Genomic DNA, 18,816 nt, shown 5'->3' with positions numbered 1-18,816 from the left:
CGCGTGTCGCGGTGCCAGACCGAGACTGCCGGCGGATCAGGACGCTGTCGGATCGATCGTCACGGACAGCCCGTCGGCGGCAAAGCGAACGTCGCCGTCGTAGGCCGCCCCGATCGAGTCCAGCATCTCCTCGTGACGGCCCTCCGTGTGAGGGTAGAGGTGGGTGAGGTACACGCGGCCGACGGTGGCCTCGGCCCGATCCAGGGCCGTCCCGAGCTGGGCGGGCGTCGGGTGGTTGGACACGTCCACGTCGTCCGGAAACGAGCAGTCGTGAACGAGCACGGCCGCCCCATCCGCGAACTCGATCAGGTCCGTGAACGCCTCCGAGTCCCCGCTGTAGACCAGCGCCGGCTCCTCGCTTTCGGCCCGAAAGCGATAGGCGAAACACGACATCGAGTGGCGCGTCTCCATGGCCTCGATATCGAAGCCAGCGAGCGCGAACGGCGCGTCGACGCCGACCTCCTCGATCGTGAGGTCGAGTCGGCCGCGCATGTAGTCGTGCAGATCGAGGAGCCCCTCGATCAGGTCACGGGTCCCCGGCGGTCCGGCGATCGTCAGGTCGGTTTCGCCCGCGAGCCACCGCGCTTTCATGAACACGTCGAGGTCGGAGACGTGATCGAGGTGGTGGTGGGTGAGCAAGACGGTGTCGACGCCCTCGTAGCCAACGTCGGTGCGTTCGAGCGCGTGGAGGACGCCGCTGCCACAGTCGACGAGCAGCCGGTCGAAGCCGTCTTCGAGCAACAGTCCGGACTGGAAGCGGGTGCCGGTCGGCATCGCGCTGCCGGTTCCGAGAAAGGTCAGGCGCATGTCGGATCGCTCGGGGTGGAGGGCCTAAGCGATTTGGATGGGGTCAGCGGGACTGTCTGTCGGGGTGGGCAGGCGGCGGCCATCGGCGAGGGCGGCGGGTGACGGGAAGCGCCCGCCGACGGCGCAGATACGCCTACGACGGGTACCCATAAAGCCCCACCTGTGGCTCAAAATCCAGTTTAAGCGTACCTCGTGTACGCCCACCAGACGCCGAGCACCGCGACGACCGTCATCCCGCCGAGGAAGAAGGCCAGCCCCGGAGAGAGTTCCAGCCCGCCGTTTGCCGCCAGATCGGCGGCCTGGGTGGTCGTCTCGGCGGCCAGATCGACCGTCTCCTCCTCGGGGACCGGCGTGTCGGTCTCGGGTGGTGGAGTCGGCGTCGACGTGGCGCTGTCGGCGGGCGTCTCCGTCGCCTCGGCGATGCCGATGTCGCCGCCGTCGCTGGCCGTTTCGGTGGGCGTCGGCGTGTCCGCGGGCGCTTCCGTCGGAGTCTCGGTCGCGCCCGTCGTGTTCGTGACGCCGCCGGAGTCACTGCCACCCGCGCCGTCGCCGCCCTGCGAGGACGGCCCGGCAGAAGTGAACCCGACCGAGAGCCCGTTGCCGAACAGCTGCTCGATGACCAGACTACCGAGCGCGACGACACCCACCACGGGCAACAAGCGCTTGACCATCGTCGTCAGGGACCGCTTTCGCTCCTCGGTCCCGACGAACAGCACCGTCGGATCGTCCGGCGGCTGGTACACCGTCATCTCCTGGCCCTTCTCGGAGTACTGGGTGCCAGCGACGGCGATCAGGTCCTGGTCGTCGAGCTTCTCGATGTGATAGGAGACCTTCTGGATCGACATGTCCAGTCTGTCGGCGATCTCCGACGGCGTGCCCGGCTCGTCGTAGATCTCGTTGAGAATCGCGCGGGCAGTCTCGGAGTTGAGCGCGTCGAGTAGCGGGGCCACCTCGTCGTCGACGCCGACGACCTGGAGTTCCCCCTCCTGTGACGTACTCGTATCGGGGCCTCTGGAGGGCAACAGCGACATATCGAAACCACAGACGGCCAGTGTAATGAATCTCGTGGAGTGTCCGAGCGACGTTTGACCGATCAGCGAGCGGACGAACGGCCGAGTAAGGGACTCCTACCGACCGACAGTATCAGTCTTCCAGTCGCTCGACCAGTTCGCTGGCGGTCGCGTCGTCGAGTGCGACCAGTGGCGGACGGACCGCGGCGTTCTCGACGACGCCCCGCCTGGCGAGGATCGCCTTACAGACTGGCGCGAATCCGTGCTCGGCTGCCGACCGGAACACGGGATCGATCTCGTCGAACTGGACCGCTCTGGCGGCGGCCACGTCGCCGTCGGCGACGGCGCTTCCGGCCCGCCCGAGGGCCGCGGGCCGGACGTGCGTGACGGCGTTGATCCCGCCGTCGCCGCCCATGAGCAGCGAGGGGACGTACTGGGCGTCCCACCCCTGGAGCACCTCGAAGGAGTCGGGCGTCCGGTCCAGCAGTTCGTCGAAGTGAGTCAGGTCGCCACTGGAGTCCTTGATGCCGTCGTAGCGGCCGCGTTCGGCCAGGGACGCGACGGTCTCGACCGCGAGTGACTGCCCGGTCGCACTGGGGATGTCGTAGAGGTACAGCGGGATCGACGCACCGGCCGCGACGGCGTCGAAGAACCGCTCGTTGCCGGCAGAAGAGGCCTGACCGCCGTAGTACGGAGCGACGACGAGCGCCGCGTCGGCACCCGCGTCGGCGGCGGCCGCGATGCGCTCGCGAACGTCTGCGACCGCCGTCCCACCGACCCCGGCCATCACGATCGCCCGGCCGTCGGCGGCCTCGACGGTCGTTTCGACGACGCTCCGTCGCTCGGCATCCGTCAGCGACGCGAACTCGCCCGTGGTGCCACAGGGGACGAGCCTGTCGACACCGCCCGCGACGAGGTGATCGACGAGCGACCGGAGCGACGCGCGATCGAGCGTGCCGTCGTCCTCGAACGGAGTCACCATCGGACAGCCGACGCTGTAGTCCATACCGGAATCGGGAGTGGCAGCGAGTTAGCGCTTGGGAATCGAGATTTCACTTTCACCGTGCGGTCCGAAGGCACTTGTCGTCCCAGTCCTACCCCTCGACAACGAATGGAGGGACGCGAACGGCTCGCGGGCGTCGACCCGGCGTTCGACCCCGAGAGCGTCGCGATCGACGACGGCGACGTGCTGGACCGGCTCGCGCCGGTCGTCCAGGAGTGGTGGGTCGAGCAGTTCGGCGAGTTCGTCCCGCAGAACGGGGGGTTCTTCACCCCGCCACAGAAGGAGGCGATCCCGCTGATCCACGAGCGGGAGAACGCCCTGATCGCAGCGCCGACCGGCAGCGGCAAGACGCTCGCGTCGTTTACCGGCATCGTCAACGAGCTGTTCGCGAAGGCCCGCGAGGACGCACTCGACAACAGCGTCTACTGTCTGTACGTCTCGCCCCTGAAGTCACTGGCAAACGACATCCACCGGAACCTGGCGGTCCCGCTGAGCGACATCACCGAGAAGCTCGACGAGCGGGGCGAGACCGTCGAGATCCGGCACGCGATTCGCCACGGGGACACGAGCGACCGCGACCGCCAGCAGATGCTGGAGACGACGCCACACATCCTCAACACGACGCCGGAGACGCTGGCGATCTTGCTCAACAGCCCGAAGTTCAAAGAGAAGCTCCGGACGGTGGAGTACGTCGTCGTCGACGAGATCCACAGCCTCGCCGAGAACAAGCGCGGGACCCACCTCTCGGTGTCTCTGGAGCGCCTGGAGGCGCTGGCCGACGGCTCGCCGACCCGGATCGGCTGCTCGGCGACCGTCGAGCCACTCGACGAGATGGCTCAGTTCCTGGTCGGGTGTGAGCGCCACGGCGCGGGCGGCGACGACTGGTCACCCCGCGAGTACGAGATCGTCGACGCCCGCTTCGCCCGTGACTTCGACGTGGAGTTGACGACGCCCACGGACGACCTCATCGACACCCCGCGAGACGTGATTCAGGGACGGTTCTACCAGCAGCTCCACGAGCTGATTCGGGAACACACGAACACGCTCGTGTTCACGAACACGCGATCGGGGGCCGAACGAGTCTTGCACAACCTCCGCTCGGAGTTCGACGACTACGGGGAGGACAACTCCGGGTGCCACCACGGGAGCCTCTCGAAAGAGCGCCGCCAGGAGATCGAGGAGCGTCTCAAAGCGGGGACACTCGACGTGGTGACGACCTCGACGAGTCTGGAGCTAGGAATCGACATGCCCCACGTCGATCTGGTCGTGCAGGTCGGCTCTCCCAAGTCCGTCGCCGCGCTCCTCCAGCGAGTCGGGCGAGCGGGCCACCAGCTCGGAGAGACCGTCACGGGGCGGGTCGTGGCGCTGGACCGGGACGAGCTGGTCGAGTGTGCGGTGATGCTGAAGAAGGCCACGGAGGGGTTCGTCGACCGGGTGTTCGTCCCCGAGCGCGCACAGGACGTGGCGACACAGCACGTCTACGGCATGGCGATCAACGCCGTCCGGCCCGAGCGCGAGGCCGAGGCGATCCTCCGGCGTGCCTACCCCTATCGCGAGTACACCGACGACGAGTGGGAGCAGCTCTGTCGGTACCTCACCGCCGACTATCCGGGGATGGAAGACAAGAACGTCTACGCGAAGATCTGGCGAGACACGAACGATCCTCCCGACGGCGAGCACCACTACGAGGAGTATCCGGTGGGCGAACACCTGATCGGCAAGCGCGGGCGGATGGCCCGCGTCATCTACATGACCAACATCGGGACGATCCCCGACTCCTTCACCTGCGACGTGTACACCCGGGCAAGCGACGAGTGGGTCGGGCAACTCGACGAGGGCTACCTCGACACGCTGGAGAGCGGCGACGTGTTCGTGCTCGGGGGCGACAACTTCGAGTATCGGTACCGTCGGGGCTCGAAGGTGTACGTCGACCGGACCAGCGCGCGGCCGACGGTCCCGTCGTGGTTCTCGGAACGGCTGCCGCTGTCGTACGACCTCGGCCGAGAGATCCTCGCCTTCCAGCGCCAGCTCCTGGCGCGACTGGAGGAGGGCGGCCCGCCGGCCGTTCGACTGTGGCTCCGGGAGTTCCCCCTGGACGAGAACACCGTGCGTGCGATCACGCGGATGTTCTCCGAGCAGGTCGCGTACGCCGGCTCGGAGAGCGTCTCGACCGACGACCGACTCGTGATCGAGGTCGCGCTGGACCACGACGAGTACGAGCGCCACTACTACGTCCACTCCGGGTACGGACGACGGTTCAACGACGGCTTCTCGCGGCTCGTGGCCTACCGCGTCGCCCAGCGAGCCAGCGCCAACGTCCAGGTCGCCGTCGCCGACAACGGCTTCACCCTCTCGATGCCGCTGAACAGGAAAGTCGACATCGAGGGGATCGTCACCGACATCGATCCGACGGCGGTCCGGGCGGATCTGCGGGCCAGCCTCGACGGGACGGACCTGCTCCAGCGGTACTTCCGGATCAACGCCACGCGGGCGCTGATGATCCTCAAGCGGTACAAGGGCTACGAGAAGTCGGCCAGCGAACAGCAGGTCAACGCCGAGATGCTGCTCTCGTTCGCCGAAGAACTGGGCGAGTTCGCCGTCGTCGAGGAGACGTATCGCGAGATCCTGGAAGACAAGCTCAACGTCGACGCCATCGAGGACGTGACCGGCGCGATCCAGGCCGGCGAACTCGCCGTCGAGACCGTCCGGGTCGACTCACCATCGCCGCGCGCGTTCGGGCTGGCGACGCTGCTGGCCAGCGACGTGGTGCTGGCCGAAGACGAGTCCGCGGTGTTGCAGGCGTTCCACGACCGGGTGCTGGCGGCTATCGACGACGACGCTGGCGAGGTCTGATACCGGCGACGACACGACAGCACTGCGCCCTCGGCAACGCCGCCGGCAGTGACCGGGACGAACCGAACGACGGTAGACCACACCAACCCTTTTCACCGCGCCGCCCCGGAAATCGCGCATGGAGAGGCTCAACTCCCGCGTGCAACTGCTGTGGATCGGGCGGGCGGTCGTGGTCGCGGCGGTACTCGCGGGCGTCGCCGTCGCGATCGACCGCTTCGCGGTCCCGGTAGACCCGCCACTGATCGCCGCCGTCGTCGTCGTGGCGGCCGTTCTCGGGACCGTCCACGCCGTCCTCAGATTTCGACGCTGGCGCTTCGAGATTCAGGACGACGCGCTCTTTCTGGTCCGCGGGGTCGTGACGCAGGTCGACACCTCGGTCCCCTACGTCCGGCTCCAGCACACCGACACCCAGCGCGGGCCGGTCGAGCGGCTTGTCGGTCTCTCCAGCGTCGTCGTCTACACCGCCGGAACGCGGGGTGCCGACATCCGTATTCCGGGGCTGCGTCCGGAGCGAGCGACCGAACTGCGCGAGCAACTGCGCGAGCTCGCGGCCGAGAGCGAGGCCACCGACGCCGTATGAACCGTCTCCACCCGATCAGCGCCGTCGGTAGCGTCGTCACCAACGTCGTCCGGTTCGGGAGCATCGGCTTCTTCGCCGGCATGATGCTGACGGGTCCACTGGCCGTGCTCCCGCTCGGAGCGGTGTTCGTCCTCGCACCCGTCGGTGCCCTCGTCGGGGCCGCCTACGCCGTGGCGCGGTACTACCGCTTCACTTACGCACTCGCGGGGGGCACGCTGTCCGTCGACTCCGGCGTCTTCGACCGACAGGAACGGGAGATTCCGCTGGGACGGATCCAGAACGTCGACATCGAACGTGGCCCCGTCCAGCGGCTCTTCGGTCTCGCCGTCGTGAAGTTCGAGACGGCCGGGGGGAGCGCGACGGAGGCGGTCCTGAACGCCGTCGACGTCGACGAGGCCAGAGCGCTCCAGTCGGCCGTCGCTCAGTACCGACGGGAGGACGACGAGACGGAAGGCGACGAGGGCGAGCCAGCACACGACACAGTGGCCAGAGAGGCCGCAGAGCCAGAGCAGCGTCGGCTCTACGAGCTCTCGACCAGGGACCTGCTGACGCTCGCGCTCGTCTCGTTCCGGCCTGCAGCCCCCGCGGTGGTCCTCTTCGGCGTCCCGTTCGCACAGGAGTACGCGCTCCGACTGCTCTCGGCGACCGTCGAGACACTGGGCGGCCCGTCGAGGGTCTCGCTGTCGGGGCTCCAGACCTACTCGACGGGAGAGGCGCTGTTGACCGTCGGCGTCGCCGCGGCGCTGTTCGCACTCGCGGCCTGGCTCCTGAGTGCCGCGTTCACGATCACGGAGTACCACGGCTTTCACCTCGACTACGTCGGTGACGACCTGCGATACGAGCGGGGACTGATCCAGCAGTACAGCGGCTCGATCCCGCTGGAGAAGGTCCAGACGGTCACCGTCCGCGAGAACCTACTGATGCGACAGGTCGGATACGCCGCCCTGGCCGTCGAGACGGCCGGCTACGCGCCGGGTTCGGGGAGTCAGGACGCGAGCAACACGGCGATTCCGCTGGACGATCGCGAGACGGTGCTGGCCGTCGCCGAGGCGCTGACCGACGCCGACGTGCCGGCGATGGAGCGACTCCCCGACAGGTCGCGCCGACGCTACGTTGTCCGGTACTCGCTGCTCCCGCTCGTGGCGACGGGGCTGTTGCTTTCCGTCGACACGCTGGTCCAGACGGTCCCCTACTGGTACGCGCCGCTGGCGCTGGTCCCGGTCGCGGTACTGGCCGGGCACCTGAGCTGGAAGCACCGCGGGTTCGCACTGCTGGAGCACCTGTTTGCCACCCGGAGCGGCGTCCTCGTGCGGTCGACCCGGCTGGTGCCGTACTACCGCGTCCAGACCGTGATCGACACGCGAACGATCTTCCAGCGCCGTCTCTCGCTGGCCAGCGTGACCGCCGACACCGCCAGCACGGCGAGCCTGCTGGGCGGGGACGCGACGGCGTACGACCTCGACGACCAGCGCGCCCGGACAGTCCACGAGACGCTCCGCGAGCGCCTGATGGCCGACCTCCGGGCCGGCGAACGAGGCGACCGACGACAAGGGCTGACGGCGCTGCTCGACGAGGCCGACGCCCCGGACGAGGAGGGCGACGCGGGTGCGCCCGAGCCGACCGAATCGTCCACTCGCGAGCCGTAGCACGGCGACGGCGTGCTACATCGCCCGCGGTCGGCCGCCGGTTCGATCAGCCACCCCGGCGTCACCTCCCAGATCGACCGGGACAGTGCAGCGAGACGAATTACGGACGAGGGTCGTCACATCGGTAAGTCGGAGTGTAAAACTGTCGACTGTACACCGACAGAGGCCCACGGACGGGATCGAACCGTCCTACGCCACCGTAGGTCACTGGAGTTCTGTGTCCTGTGGATCCAGAAGAGAGGGTGTCTCCAAAAATATCGCTTCCAAACCGACAATCGTAGCAAGAAATATACTGATCAGGTGAGAAGGTGTATACATGACCATGTGGACAGTCGGAACCGCCGGGCACCTGATCATGTTCGGGATGCTCGCGACGCTTGCATTCGTTTACTACGGCCCCGAATATGTTGCTCGAATCAACGAAGCCATTTTTGCGGGTTAGTGAAGTAGTCGAAGAATCGTGAGCCAACCAACAATAGGAATTGAGAAAAAGTAGATGGTTGGTGTTGTGATTCCGAATAGATATGCTCCTGAGATGAGTGCAGAGACGACTGCTATTTGTTTGATTCCGGGAAGAGAGTGGAACCACGAAGCCAATTGATCGAGTTTCCGTTGTGGAACTCTGTACAATGCCGTAATCAGACCAACATACACCGAGACAGCGACTGATCTGAGTACAGCGACGACAATGTTGTCTGTCGGTATCAGTAGCATATGCCCCAGGCCGGACTCGAACCGGCGTCCACTGGGGTTAGGTCCACCGCCCGGAATCGAACCGGACGCGAACCGCCAGGGTGGACAACTATGACAGGAAATCGTACGAACAGAGTGTGGTGGCTGGTGATCGAGCGGCCGATCGTGTGTCTTGTCGGTGGCGTCGCCGGCTCTGGTCCCGGTCGACGCCGCAAAGAATGATCCGAGGTTAGTAATTAAATCGAACGCCTCTGACGGCCGACCGTGGCCGAGCGGGAGGCAGACCTATCGAACTGGAAACAACGGCTACAACGCGCCCCGCCGAACCGACGACCGGAACGTGAGCACAGATGTGTGATACCGAATCGGCCGCGTTACGACCGACAGCAGCCATCGAGCGACGAACCGAGGGTGATGGCAGAACTCTCTAAGAACCGCGTGGCAACGTACCGGTGTCGGACCTGCGGGGTGCGATTCAGTATCCCACAGCACGAGACGGCCGTCTGTTGTCCGGTCTGTCGCATGAACCGAATCAAGCGATTGACAGACTGACCCTGACGAGGGTCACTGGAGAGACCGTCAGCGAGCCCACTCGACCATCCGTTCGTACAGTTCGTCCGTCGAGAGCGCGCGTTCGTCGCCGACCAGCACGAGCGCCTTCTTCGCTCGCGTCAGGGCGACGTTGATGCGACGGTAGTCCTCGAAGATCGGGCCGTCGAGCGACCCCGTGGCGACGAAGGAGACGACGATGACCGCCTTGCTCGACCCCTGGAAGCGATCCACCGTGTCGACGGCGACCCCCTCGGGGACGTGTTTGTCGATCTCGGCGACCTGCGCACGGTAGGGTGCGATCACGCCGACGGCACCGGCCTCGACCCCGGCAGCGAGGTAGGCATCGACCACGTCGGCGACCGCGCTCGCCTCCGCCGGGTTCGTGTTGCCGTCGACGTGCCCGTCGGGATCGACGAAGTTGACGCCGTCACGCAGCGTCTCCGGGAGCGCGTCGAGCGTGACGCCGTCCAGGTCTGCGATTCGCTGGGCCGCCACCTCGCCGGTGGCCGGCCGGAGCTGTCCGTCGTAGAACTCCCGGGAGGCGAACGCCTGGATCTGCTGGGCCATCCGGTACTGGCGGTCGAGCAGGACGCTGGCGTCGGGATAGGCCTCGATGAGCCGCTCGAACAGCGACCGCGAGAGCGTCTCGTCCTCGCTCTGGACCACCGGGGGAAGCTGCTGGTGGTCGCCGACGAGGACGAACCGGTCGGCCAGCGTCGTCGCGGCCAGCGTCCCCGGCTCAGTGAGCTGGCCGGCCTCGTCGACGATCGCCACGTCGAACGACTGGGTCTTGGCGACCCGAGAGCCACAGGAGGCCGTCGTCGCCGCGACGACGCTCGCGTCCTCCAGCCGGCCGACGCAGTCGTCGGGATCGCCGGCAGTCTCCAGGCGGTACTGCTGCATGTCCTCGCGGACGCCGCTCTCGGTGCCCAGCCGGACGATGTCGGTAAAGCCCTGCGCTTCGAGGGCCTCGATGCAGTTGTCCACCGCGCGGTTGGTGAACGCCGAGAGCAACACCCGGTCGCCGCGGGCCACCAGCGCCCGGACGATCCGGGCGAGCGTGTAGGTCTTGCCCGTTCCCGGCGGCCCGTGGACGAGCGCGCAGTCGTCGGCTCCGACGGCGAGCCGGACCGCCTCGTTCTGGGCGTCGTTGTTGTCGATGAACGTCTCGTCGATCGATCGGAAAGCGGGCTCGCGCCGGCCGAAGAGTACGTCCTTCTGTTCGGGGGGCTGGGTGAGCAGGCCGTCGTGCAGCGCCGTCAACATCCGGTCGGTGCCGATCTCGGAGGGGTACACGTCCAGTCGGCGCAGTTCGACCGGCTCGTCGGTCGTGACGACGATCTCACCGCGGGTCGAATCGTCGCCGCTGCTCGCGGTTTCACCGTTCGCACCGTCTGCGGGCTCGCTGTGCTCGTCCGCACGGCTCGCGTGTCGCTTCGCTCCCGCTCGCGTCTCCGAGACCCCCTCGTCGCTTCGCTCCTCGCGCGTCTCGCCACCCAGTCGCTCGACGCGAGCCATCTCGGCGTCGCCGTCGATCGGGTCGCCGTCGCTTGCGAGCGCGATGTCGCCCTCGCGGATCTTCGAGACCGCACCCGTGCCGCGGGCTCGCAGCTCCCAGCGGCCGCCGTCGAGTCGACGCTTGCCCGTCGGTTCGAGGTCGATCAGGGCGCGGTCGTCGTCGGCTCGCTCCTCGGGGCGCTGGTCCCACAGCTTGGCGTACTCGCGGTGGACGGCCCGGCGCTCGGCCTCGATCGCCCGGTAGAACCGGTCGAAGTACTCGCGCTCTTCGTCGGGGATGGCCGTGCCGACCTGGCCGGCCTTCGACTCCTGGTCCAGTCGTCCGGAGACCGCCATACAGGTGTCCTGCTCGAAGCAGTACTCACACTTGGCGTCGGCCTCGTAGCCCGTCGGGACGCTCGCGTCGTACTCCATGGCCGCGATCTCGTTACGCGTCCGGACGACGAAGTTCAGCAGGCCGTCGTTGATCGAGAACTCCTTGGCCGGCGAGAGATCGCCGGACTCCTCGGTCCGCTCGACGGCGGCGTTCTTGGTGTACAGCAGCGTGCCGGTGTCGGGCGCTTCCTCGCGGCGCTCGCCGAGGAGCAGCGCGTAGCAGGCCGCCTGGATCTTGTCCTGGAAGCGTGGCTCTCTGCGGGTGTTCTTGCCGGTCTTGAGTTCGACCGGCATCCCGCGTCGGACGGCGTCGGCCCGCCCCTTGATGCCGTAGCGAGCCGAGAGCAGCGTCATCTCGGATCGCCACTCGTCCGCTTCGGTCAGGGTTCCCTGCCTGAGCCAGCCGTCGATGGCCGCGGCGTGGTCGCGAACGTCGGCAGCGACCTCGTCGGCGTCGCGGCCGAGCAGCCCCAGGTCGAGCCCGGCGTCCTCGACGTGGGCTGCGACCGCCTCCTCCACGTCACGGCCCCGGAGCAGGTCGCCGAAGACCTCGTGGACGATGGTCCCCTTGACGACCGGGTAGGCCTGGGGAGTCCCCGAGAGCTTGTTGAGGTAGTACATCCGCGGGCACTGGACCCACGAGCGAACGTCGGTCACGTCGACCAGAAAGTCCGGCTCGACGACGATCCGTGCGTCGCTGCCCACGGAGTACTGGGTCTCGCCTCTGTACTCGCGCGGTTCGGCGTCGTAGACGGCGACGCTCATGCCGGGTTCGAGCACCGCGCCGGTCTCGGTCCACTTCCCCCACAGCGTGACGGTGACGGGCTCGCCACGCCCGTCGTCGGGCCGAACCGTCACCTCACAGAGATCGCTCTCGCCGTACTGCGTGTCGACGGTCTGCTCGTCGCTCACCTCGACTGCGACGCCGCGTAATTGCACGCACGGAGTCTGGCGGGCAGGCCGAAAAACGCTGTCGGTCGGGGTGGGCTGGCGGCCGTCTCAAAACAGGTCGTCGTCCGATCCGTCGGGCTCGGCGTCGGTCGTCGTCGAGTCGGGAGCGGGCGCGTCCGTCGACACGTCGCCAGACGGCTCCTCGTGGCCGTTGGTCGCCTGCTCGGTCGCAGGCGTCGTCTCGGCGGACTGCTCTGGCGACTCCGCGGCCGCCTCGTCTACGCCGGCGTCCGAGTCGGGGGCGTCGGGCGAGACGGCCGGCACCTCGACGCGGTCCAGCGCGTCGCGAACGATATCGGCGGTCTCGGTGCCTTCGACGGTAGCGTTCGTCGAGAGCACGACCCGGTGGGCCATCGTCGCCACGGCGAGACGCTTCACGTCGTCCGGGACGACGTAGTCCCGACCCGCGAGGACAGCGCTGGCACGCGCCGCCTCGAACACCCGCTGGACGCCGCGGGGAGAGACGCCGACCTCGGATCGCTCGTCGGCCCGCGTCTCTCGGGCAATGTCGACGATGTACCGTCGGACCGGGACCCGCACCGAGACGTCCTCGGCGAGGTCCTGTAGCTCGCGGACGGTGGCCTCCTCGACCACCGGCTCGACGCTCGGGGCGAGCGTCCGGCGCTGCGCTCGCCGGTCGAGCAGTTCCATCTCGCCGTCGACGGAGGGGTACCCCAGCGAGGTCTTGACGCTGAAGCGGTCTCGCTGTGCCTCGGGGAGCCGAAAGGTCCCCTCCTGTTCGATCGGGTTCTGGGTCGCCACGACGACGAAGGGGTCGGGCAGTTCGTGTGTCGTCCCGTCGACGCTGACCTGTCCCTCCTCCATGGCCTCCAGCAGCGCCGACTGGGTCTTGGGCGGCGCGCGGTTGATCTCGTCGGCCAGCACGACGTTGGCGAAGATCGGCCCCGGAGCGAACTCGAAGGCACCCTCGTGTTCGTTGTAGACGTTCGAACCGGTCACGTCCGCCGGCAGCAGGTCCGGCGTGAACTGGATGCGGGTGAACTCCAGGCCGAGCGCCTCTGCGAGGACGCGGGCAGTGACCGTCTTGCCGGTGCCGGGCACGTCCTCCAGCAGGACGTGGCCCTTCGCGAGGACGGCAGACAGGACTTCGTGGAGGACGGTGCGTTCGACGACGGCGGCTTCCTCGATACGCTCGACGACGGAGAGGCAGGTCTGGGCTGCATCTTCGACCGTGTCGCCGCCGGAATGGTGGACCATGCGCGGTGGCTCGTCGCCCGCCCCCATCAATCTCTCCCTTCCCCGGCGACGTATCCCCGCAGCGGCGTCAGTAACACCAGGACGCCGAAGACGGCCAGCGCGGCCGCGACGGTCGCCGCGACCTCGCCGGCCAGAGAGGTACGCACCACGCCGAGCAGGCTCAGCGAGAGCACCGTGGCTGCTCCGAGAACGACCGCGACGACGGCGTGGAACAGCTCCAGCCGTCTCGTCTCCGGGAGGTGGCCCAGTTCGGCGGTGACGCCCAGCCCGAACGAGGACACGTCCCAGACGACCATCGCGACCACGGCCGTCGCGACGACGAGCGGCGTCGGCACCCCGGTGAGGGCCGCCCCGATCGTGGCGAAGACCATCCCGCCGGCCGCGAGCGCCGGCCCGCCGGCCCGCTCGGGGACGAGCGAGAGGTACTGGGCGGCGACGACCGTCCAGCCGAGCAGGTAGAGCGCGATCGGCCCCAGCACCAGGAACGCCACGAGGACGATGGGCGGTGCGCTGCCGGGCACCGGGATCAGCGACAGGGCGAAGGGGAGGAACCCGATCACGAGCACCAGTCCCGCCGCGACGGGCGCGAGCAAGCGGTTCGCCGTCGTGTCGACCGGGCGAGTCAGCCGGCGCAGCGTGAGCGCGACCAGTCCGATCGCGAGCGTCACCACGCCGACGCCGAGGACGGCGACGACCGGGATCGGCGTCGCGAGCACGGGAAAGAGCACGCGAGCGGGCGGGACGAGCGCGTACACCGCGTCGAACCACCCCAGGAACCAGGCGGGGAGGACACAGAGCACGGCGACGAGAGTCCCGATCAGGACCACGGTGGTCGCGAGCCTGAGCTGTCCGAGTCGTCTGTCGACGGCCTCACGGCGATTTCGGGGTGTGAGCTGTCGGATCGGCAGCCAGCGCAGCCCCAGTCGGAAAGAGAGCACGCCGACGAAGACGACGACGAGGAACGTCGAGAGCGCCGCGGTCGGACCGGGGCCGCTCCCGGCCGGGCCGACCACGGTGCGAACGAGCAGGGCGGCTCCGCCGAGCACGACCACGACGATCCCCCAGCCGACCATCGAGAGGTAGGTCAGCCCCTCCTGGAACAGCGCCGGGCGGACGGCCGACGCACTGGTCGTGTCCGTCCACGTGCTCCCGAGCGCGACCAGTGCCACGGCGAAGCCGCCGAAGAAGATGCCGTAGGCCGGGCTGGTGACCAGCAGCCCCGTGAGACCGGCCACCAGCGCCGCACCGGCCGGCAGGAAGCAGATCTGTCCGACGAACAGCGACACGAACCGCTCGCGGGTCAACAGCGCGAGCCCGGCGGTCAACAGCCCCGTGACGGTGCCGAAAGCGAGCGTCAGCCGGCCCAGCCGGGCGCAGGTGGGAACGATCAGCGACGGCACCAGTCCGTCGCCGAACCGGAGGCCGTAGTTCCACGGACAGGTCGTCGCGACGACGAACAGCCCGAAGACCAGCAGGGACGCGATGGTCAGGCTCGTCGCCCGCGGCCGCCCCTCGTCGCCGAGGGCGCTGGGCCGATCGAGACGGGGACCGAACAGCGCCATCTACGGGACCCCCCCAGCGCCGGTCGGGCGCTGACTCGGTAGCCGTGCGTCGGCCGCGAACGCGTACGCCAGCGCCATCGGGAGCGGCGTTCCCCGTCGCCAGTCCGTCGCCCGCGCGCTGGTCGCCTGACAGCGAGCCAGTCGCGTGTACCGCTGGACCTGTTCGAACTGCCCGCCGACGGTGTTGTCGGTCACTACGTCCGGGGAGAGGACGACGGCGGGGTACCCCTGCGAGCGCCACGCCTGGACGGCCTCGACAGGTAGATCGTCGAGCAGCGGCGAGAACAGTGCCAGCTGCGCCCCCGGCGGCACCAGGTCGAGCAACTCGGCCAGCTGGCGGTCGGTGTCGGGCGCGCCGCCGGTCACCTCCGTCGCCGTCCGGAAGTAGTCGATCGCTCGGGACCGCTGCCCGTCGCCGCTCTCTGGAGCCAGCCAGTGGAGCCCGGCCGGCCCCGGACCGTCGGCCCCGATCACCGCGACGCCGATGTCGTGACCGCTGGCGACGAAGTCGGTGACCGCGTGGGTCGCCGCGTAGGCGGACAGTTCGACGGCAGTGGGTCGCCCGGGACCCGCCGAGACGCGACTGATGCGGCGAGCGTCGACGACGAGGACGACCGAGGCCGCCCGGCGGCGCTCGTAGTCGATCGTCGTCAGCTCGCCGGTCTTGGCGTACGTCCGCCAGTCGATCCGGCGCGCGTCGTCGCCGCGGCGGTACTCCCGGGTCGAGTGGAAGGTGAGCCCCTCGCCCGGTTCGTCGGTGGTCAGGTCGCCGACGAACTGCGCGCCCTGGTCGTCGATCGGTGGCGCGTCCGCGTCGAGGCGACAGACCAGCTGTGTGTCGCCCGACACCGTCGGGCGCAGCGTCGTGACGCTCGTGCCCCCGAGACTCCGGACCCTGACGCGCGGGGGTTCGAACGCGTGGACGCCGCGGCGAGCGATCAGCACGTACTCGATCGTCGTCGTCGCGCCGGGTTCGAGCGCCACGCCCGTCCGGGGAGAGCCACGTGTCACCGCCAGGTCCGCCGGGACGGCGTCGACGACGCGGAGGTCCGACACCGGCCGGTCGCCCTCGTTGGTCACTTCGAGCGTGACGTGGACCGGCGTCCCCGGCGGCGACAGCTCCGGCTCGACGTGGCGGGTGATCGAGAGTGAGACCGAACCGGGACCGCTCGTGACCAGCGAGTACGCGAGATACACCAGCGGAACGACCGCGGCGAGGAGCAACGCGCCGCTGCGTGCCACGAGCCCGGCCGCCGCGAACAGCGTCGCCGCCGCCACCGTCGCCCGCCAGCGCGTCGACTGACGGCTCATCGCACACCACCGTCCGTGGCGAAGCGGTCCCGCTCTCTGGCGTCCCCGCTCCTGTCGGTTCCGCTGGCCGTCTCGTCGTCGCTTCCCGCCTCACCAGCTGACTCGGCGCTTTCGTCGCCCGCCGCTTCGCCGTTTGCGCCGTCGCCATCCGCGTCGGCCTGCTCGACACCGACCGCGACCTCTCGGGCCTCGCTACCGGGCGGTCGCGGGCCGCGGGCGGTCGCCAGCGGGTCGACGGCGCGCTGGACGGTGCCGTCGACGCCGCGCTGGAGGTCTTCGAGTCGGGGCTGGCTGACCGGGACCGAGCGGGGCGCGTCCTGGCCCGGCACCGTCGGCACCGCATCGTCGGCCGCCTCTGCGACTGCCTGGACAGCGATCTGGAGGTGTCGCCTGACGACGCGCTCCGGGAAGAGCCAGGCCTCGATCCGGGCTCGCAGCGAACGCGGGGGCGGATCAACGCCCGGATCGAGCACGGCGGCCCCGATCTGGTTGTCGGTCCAGCTCCCCGCCGCCAGCGACGCCTCGACTGCGGCGCGATCGCCCTCTCGGATGACGAGGGCGTCGACGAGCGCGCGCCTGAGAACCGGCCGAACGGTGTCGTAGCCGGCCTCGACCGTCCCGTCGGAGCGTGCCGTCTGACCGGCGTCCGCGAGGACGGCTCCGAAGGACTCGCCCGAGAGAGCGTCCTCGCCGCGGCTTCGCTCCGGCGCGCGGTCGAAGAGCGCGCCGTCGTCGGTCCACGGCGGCGGCAGGGCCGGTCCGTCACCGTCGGGCGACGCGAGCAGCTTCCAGAGCGACACGCCGACGCCGAAGATCGCGAGCAGCGCGACGGCGCTGGCGACGATCGTCTCCGCCGTCGCCGGAACGCCGACCGCGAGCGCGACGAGGCCGAGGAGGATCGACACGACGCCGCCCCCGACGACGAGACGGTTCACGCCGACCCCTCCTCGGATTCGTCGCGGATCTCGTTCAGCGCCGCGCGAGCGCGCTCTACCTGCCCGTCGGTGAGCGACTCGTCGCCGTACTCGACGGCCCGGAACGTGTCGGTCAGTTCGCGGACCGGCTCGGGCGAGAGCCCGCGATCGATCGCCCGACGGGAGACCTCGCCGGCCGTGCGTCGCGGCCACGTCTCGGGGGCGACCCGACCGGCGAACGCACGCCACACGCGGCGGAACTGTGCGCGCCGCGAGAGCGTCGTCTCGCCGTCCGCGTGTCCGGATTCGCCCGCGAAATCGTCGTGGTCGCTCTCCTCGGAATCGAACAGCCGGCTCGGCCCGCGAGCGAGCGCGCGGACGAACGCGAGCAGGCGGGCGGGAAGCGACGTGAGCCAGCGACCGGCGTCCGCGAGCGGCGTCGCGTCTGGACCCGTCAGTCGGTCCCGCAGACGCCGGAGACGGCGTTCGAGGCTTCCGACAGCCGCTTCGAGTCGCCCGGACAGCCACAGGCCGTCGGCGGCGAGTCGGCGGCCGAGACGGCGGAACCAGCCGGCGGTCGCTCGGGCCGCCTGGAGTGCGCTGTAGTCGCTCCGGAGGAAGGCGGCGAGCCCGACGACCGCGAGCAGCGCCAGCGACCCCAGCAGCGCGATCGTCCGGCCAAAGCGGAGGAACACGTACGCGAGCGCCAGGACGCTGACGGCGACGCCGGAGCCGATCGCCACACCGCGGCGACCGGCGATCGAGTAGCCGGCCGCCGGCACGCCGACGAGGGCGAGGACGGCGAGGAGGGTCAGCAGGATCGTCGGCGCGAACGCCAGCAGGACCGGCGTGGTGGCCACCTGGTCGGCCGTCGCGACGGTGAGCCGTGCCGTCGGGTCGGCCGGGAGCGTCATCTCGACGTGGCCGTCGGCGTCGGTTCGGCCCAGTCGCTCGCCGCCGACTAGCGCGGTAGCGTTGACCGCCGGTCGGTCGCCGAGCCGGGCGTCGACCGTCGCGCTCTGCCCCGGCAGCGGGAGCAGTGCGTCGGTCCGTATCGTCGCGTCGAGGCGGAGCACGACGATCTCGGTCTCGCGTTCGAAGGCTCCCCGCTCGACGTGGACGGTGAGCGTCCGGTCGCCCTCGATCGGCGCGCGGATCTCGATCGTGCCGTCGGCGTCGGTCCGTCCGATCGTCCGTCCGTCGACCGAGACCGTCGCGTCGGCCACGGGGTTGCCCTGGATCGTCGCCCGCAGCGTCGTCGTCTCGCCGGGGTAGGGCTGTTCGTCGACCGAGAGGTCGATCCGGCCACGAACGGGGTACGCGCCCGACCCGTTCTGGGCCTGCTGCTGGGCCACGCCGTCGAGGGCGGCGACACCGAGGCCGGATCGGTCGACGGTCTTCAGCGGCGCGTCCGAGTCCCCGGTGTCGATGCTGGCCGCACAGCTGCCCCCGCCGGGCAGTTCGACCCGGACCTGCAGGGTCTGCTCGTAGGGGACGGTGCCGACGACCTGCCCGTCCTCGTCGGTCTGGCCGACGCGTTCGCCGTTGAACCACACCGGGGAGTCCGACACGGGCTCCTCGTCGTACAGGACCGTCGTTGTGAGTTCGTGTCCGGCGACCGGATCCTCGGAGAAGAGGATCTGGCAGTCCGACTCCCCGTTCAGGAACTCTGGGGGCGTCGGCTGTGGTGCCGTAGCTGGCATGGCCGCCGCGGCGACGAGGAGGCCGACGACACACGTCGCCACGATCAGGAGCTGTCGGGTCGGGGCGTTCGTCCGAGAGGCGGTGCGGTGCGTAGGGACCATGGTCTCTGTGGGTCGCCG

Annotated in this window: 12 protein-coding genes; 3 read left to right on the top strand and 9 right to left on the bottom strand. The window is 69.2% G+C overall.

Annotated features, from left to right (window positions below):
• Nucleotides 1-36 precede the first annotated feature (36 nt).
• The 3 genes from AC5FRZ_RS07700 to AC5FRZ_RS07690 form a co-directional block, all read right to left on the bottom strand.
• Nucleotides 37-807, bottom strand: a complete 771-nt coding sequence (locus AC5FRZ_RS07700; RefSeq protein ID WP_493564297.1) for an MBL fold metallo-hydrolase — start codon at nt 805-807, stop codon at nt 37-39.
• Nucleotides 808-986: 179 nt separating this feature from the next.
• Complete coding sequence (locus AC5FRZ_RS07695) at nt 987-1,838, bottom strand: ArsR/SmtB family transcription factor (protein ID WP_170094112.1); 852 nt, start codon at nt 1,836-1,838, stop codon at nt 987-989.
• A gap of 112 nt (nt 1,839-1,950) precedes the next feature.
• The gene (locus AC5FRZ_RS07690; protein ID WP_493564296.1) at nt 1,951-2,823 is read right to left on the bottom strand and encodes a dihydrodipicolinate synthase family protein; all 873 of its coding nucleotides are present in this window, start codon (nt 2,821-2,823) and stop codon (nt 1,951-1,953) included.
• A 105-nt stretch (nt 2,824-2,928) separates the two neighbouring features.
• Here AC5FRZ_RS07690 and AC5FRZ_RS07685 point away from each other — a divergent pair, with 105 nt between their 5' ends.
• From AC5FRZ_RS07685 to AC5FRZ_RS07675, 3 genes are all read left to right on the top strand, one after another.
• Entirely contained in the window at nt 2,929-5,673 is a 2,745-nt protein-coding gene (locus AC5FRZ_RS07685; RefSeq protein ID WP_493564295.1) for an ATP-dependent helicase, read from the top strand.
• Between the two features lie 118 nt (nt 5,674-5,791).
• Nucleotides 5,792-6,253: a PH domain-containing protein gene (locus tag AC5FRZ_RS07680; RefSeq protein WP_170094109.1), complete on the top strand. Its 462-nt coding sequence runs from the start codon at nt 5,792-5,794 to the stop codon at nt 6,251-6,253.
• Nucleotides 6,250-7,899, top strand: a complete 1,650-nt coding sequence (locus AC5FRZ_RS07675; protein ID WP_493564294.1) for a PH domain-containing protein — start codon at nt 6,250-6,252, stop codon at nt 7,897-7,899. Before AC5FRZ_RS07680 ends, AC5FRZ_RS07675 begins: the two co-directional genes overlap by 4 nt.
• A 1,272-nt stretch (nt 7,900-9,171) precedes the next feature.
• Here the strand turns inward: AC5FRZ_RS07675 and AC5FRZ_RS07670 are convergent.
• From AC5FRZ_RS07670 to AC5FRZ_RS07645, 6 genes are read right to left on the bottom strand one after another with little or no spacing between them, the layout of a single operon-like run.
• Nucleotides 9,172-11,976: an AAA domain-containing protein gene (locus tag AC5FRZ_RS07670; protein ID WP_493564293.1), complete on the bottom strand. Its 2,805-nt coding sequence runs from the start codon at nt 11,974-11,976 to the stop codon at nt 9,172-9,174.
• A 60-nt stretch (nt 11,977-12,036) separates the two neighbouring features.
• Nucleotides 12,037-13,206 (bottom strand): AAA family ATPase, encoded by a 1,170-nt coding sequence (locus AC5FRZ_RS07665; protein ID WP_493564292.1) that lies wholly within the window; start codon nt 13,204-13,206, stop codon nt 12,037-12,039.
• A 26-nt stretch (nt 13,207-13,232) separates the two neighbouring features.
• Nucleotides 13,233-14,768 carry a DUF7519 family protein gene (locus AC5FRZ_RS07660; protein WP_493564291.1) on the bottom strand — a complete coding sequence of 512 codons (1,536 nt, stop codon included), beginning with the start codon at nt 14,766-14,768 and terminating at the stop codon, nt 13,233-13,235.
• Nucleotides 14,769-16,079 carry a DUF58 domain-containing protein gene (locus AC5FRZ_RS07655; protein ID WP_493564290.1) on the bottom strand — a complete coding sequence of 437 codons (1,311 nt, stop codon included), beginning with the start codon at nt 16,077-16,079 and terminating at the stop codon, nt 14,769-14,771. It abuts the gene before it with no gap.
• Complete coding sequence (locus AC5FRZ_RS07650) at nt 16,076-17,014, bottom strand: DUF7269 family protein (RefSeq protein WP_493564289.1); 939 nt, start codon at nt 17,012-17,014, stop codon at nt 16,076-16,078. Before AC5FRZ_RS07650 ends, AC5FRZ_RS07655 begins: the two co-directional genes overlap by 4 nt.
• Nucleotides 17,011-18,798 (bottom strand): DUF4129 domain-containing protein, encoded by a 1,788-nt coding sequence (locus AC5FRZ_RS07645; RefSeq protein WP_493564288.1) that lies wholly within the window; start codon nt 18,796-18,798, stop codon nt 17,011-17,013. The genes AC5FRZ_RS07650 and AC5FRZ_RS07645 overlap by 4 nt, the downstream gene beginning before the upstream one ends.
• Nucleotides 18,799-18,816: the final 18 nt, after the last annotated feature.

Source organism: Halomicrobium sp. HArcht1-1, assembly GCF_058933285.1.
This window is presented reverse-complemented; position numbering and strand designations above follow the sequence as displayed.

Bases quoted from the DNA above. Each gene is read 5' to 3' on its own strand.
- AC5FRZ_RS07700 (WP_493564297.1), bottom strand. From the start codon at position 807: ATGCGCCTGACCTTTCTCGGAACCGGCAGCGCGATGCCGACCGGCACC.
- AC5FRZ_RS07695 (WP_170094112.1), bottom strand. From the start codon at position 1,838: ATGTCGCTGTTGCCCTCCAGAGGCCCCGATACGAGTACGTCACAGGAG.
- AC5FRZ_RS07690 (WP_493564296.1), bottom strand. From the start codon at position 2,823: ATGGACTACAGCGTCGGCTGTCCGATGGTGACTCCGTTCGAGGACGAC.
- AC5FRZ_RS07685 (WP_493564295.1), top strand. From the start codon at position 2,929: ATGGAGGGACGCGAACGGCTCGCGGGCGTCGACCCGGCGTTCGACCCC.
- AC5FRZ_RS07680 (WP_170094109.1), top strand. From the start codon at position 5,792: ATGGAGAGGCTCAACTCCCGCGTGCAACTGCTGTGGATCGGGCGGGCG.
- AC5FRZ_RS07675 (WP_493564294.1), top strand. From the start codon at position 6,250: ATGAACCGTCTCCACCCGATCAGCGCCGTCGGTAGCGTCGTCACCAAC.
- AC5FRZ_RS07665 (WP_493564292.1), bottom strand. From the start codon at position 13,206: ATGGTCCACCATTCCGGCGGCGACACGGTCGAAGATGCAGCCCAGACC.
- AC5FRZ_RS07660 (WP_493564291.1), bottom strand. From the start codon at position 14,768: ATGGCGCTGTTCGGTCCCCGTCTCGATCGGCCCAGCGCCCTCGGCGAC.
- AC5FRZ_RS07655 (WP_493564290.1), bottom strand. From the start codon at position 16,079: ATGAGCCGTCAGTCGACGCGCTGGCGGGCGACGGTGGCGGCGGCGACG.
- AC5FRZ_RS07645 (WP_493564288.1), bottom strand. From the start codon at position 18,798: ATGGTCCCTACGCACCGCACCGCCTCTCGGACGAACGCCCCGACCCGA.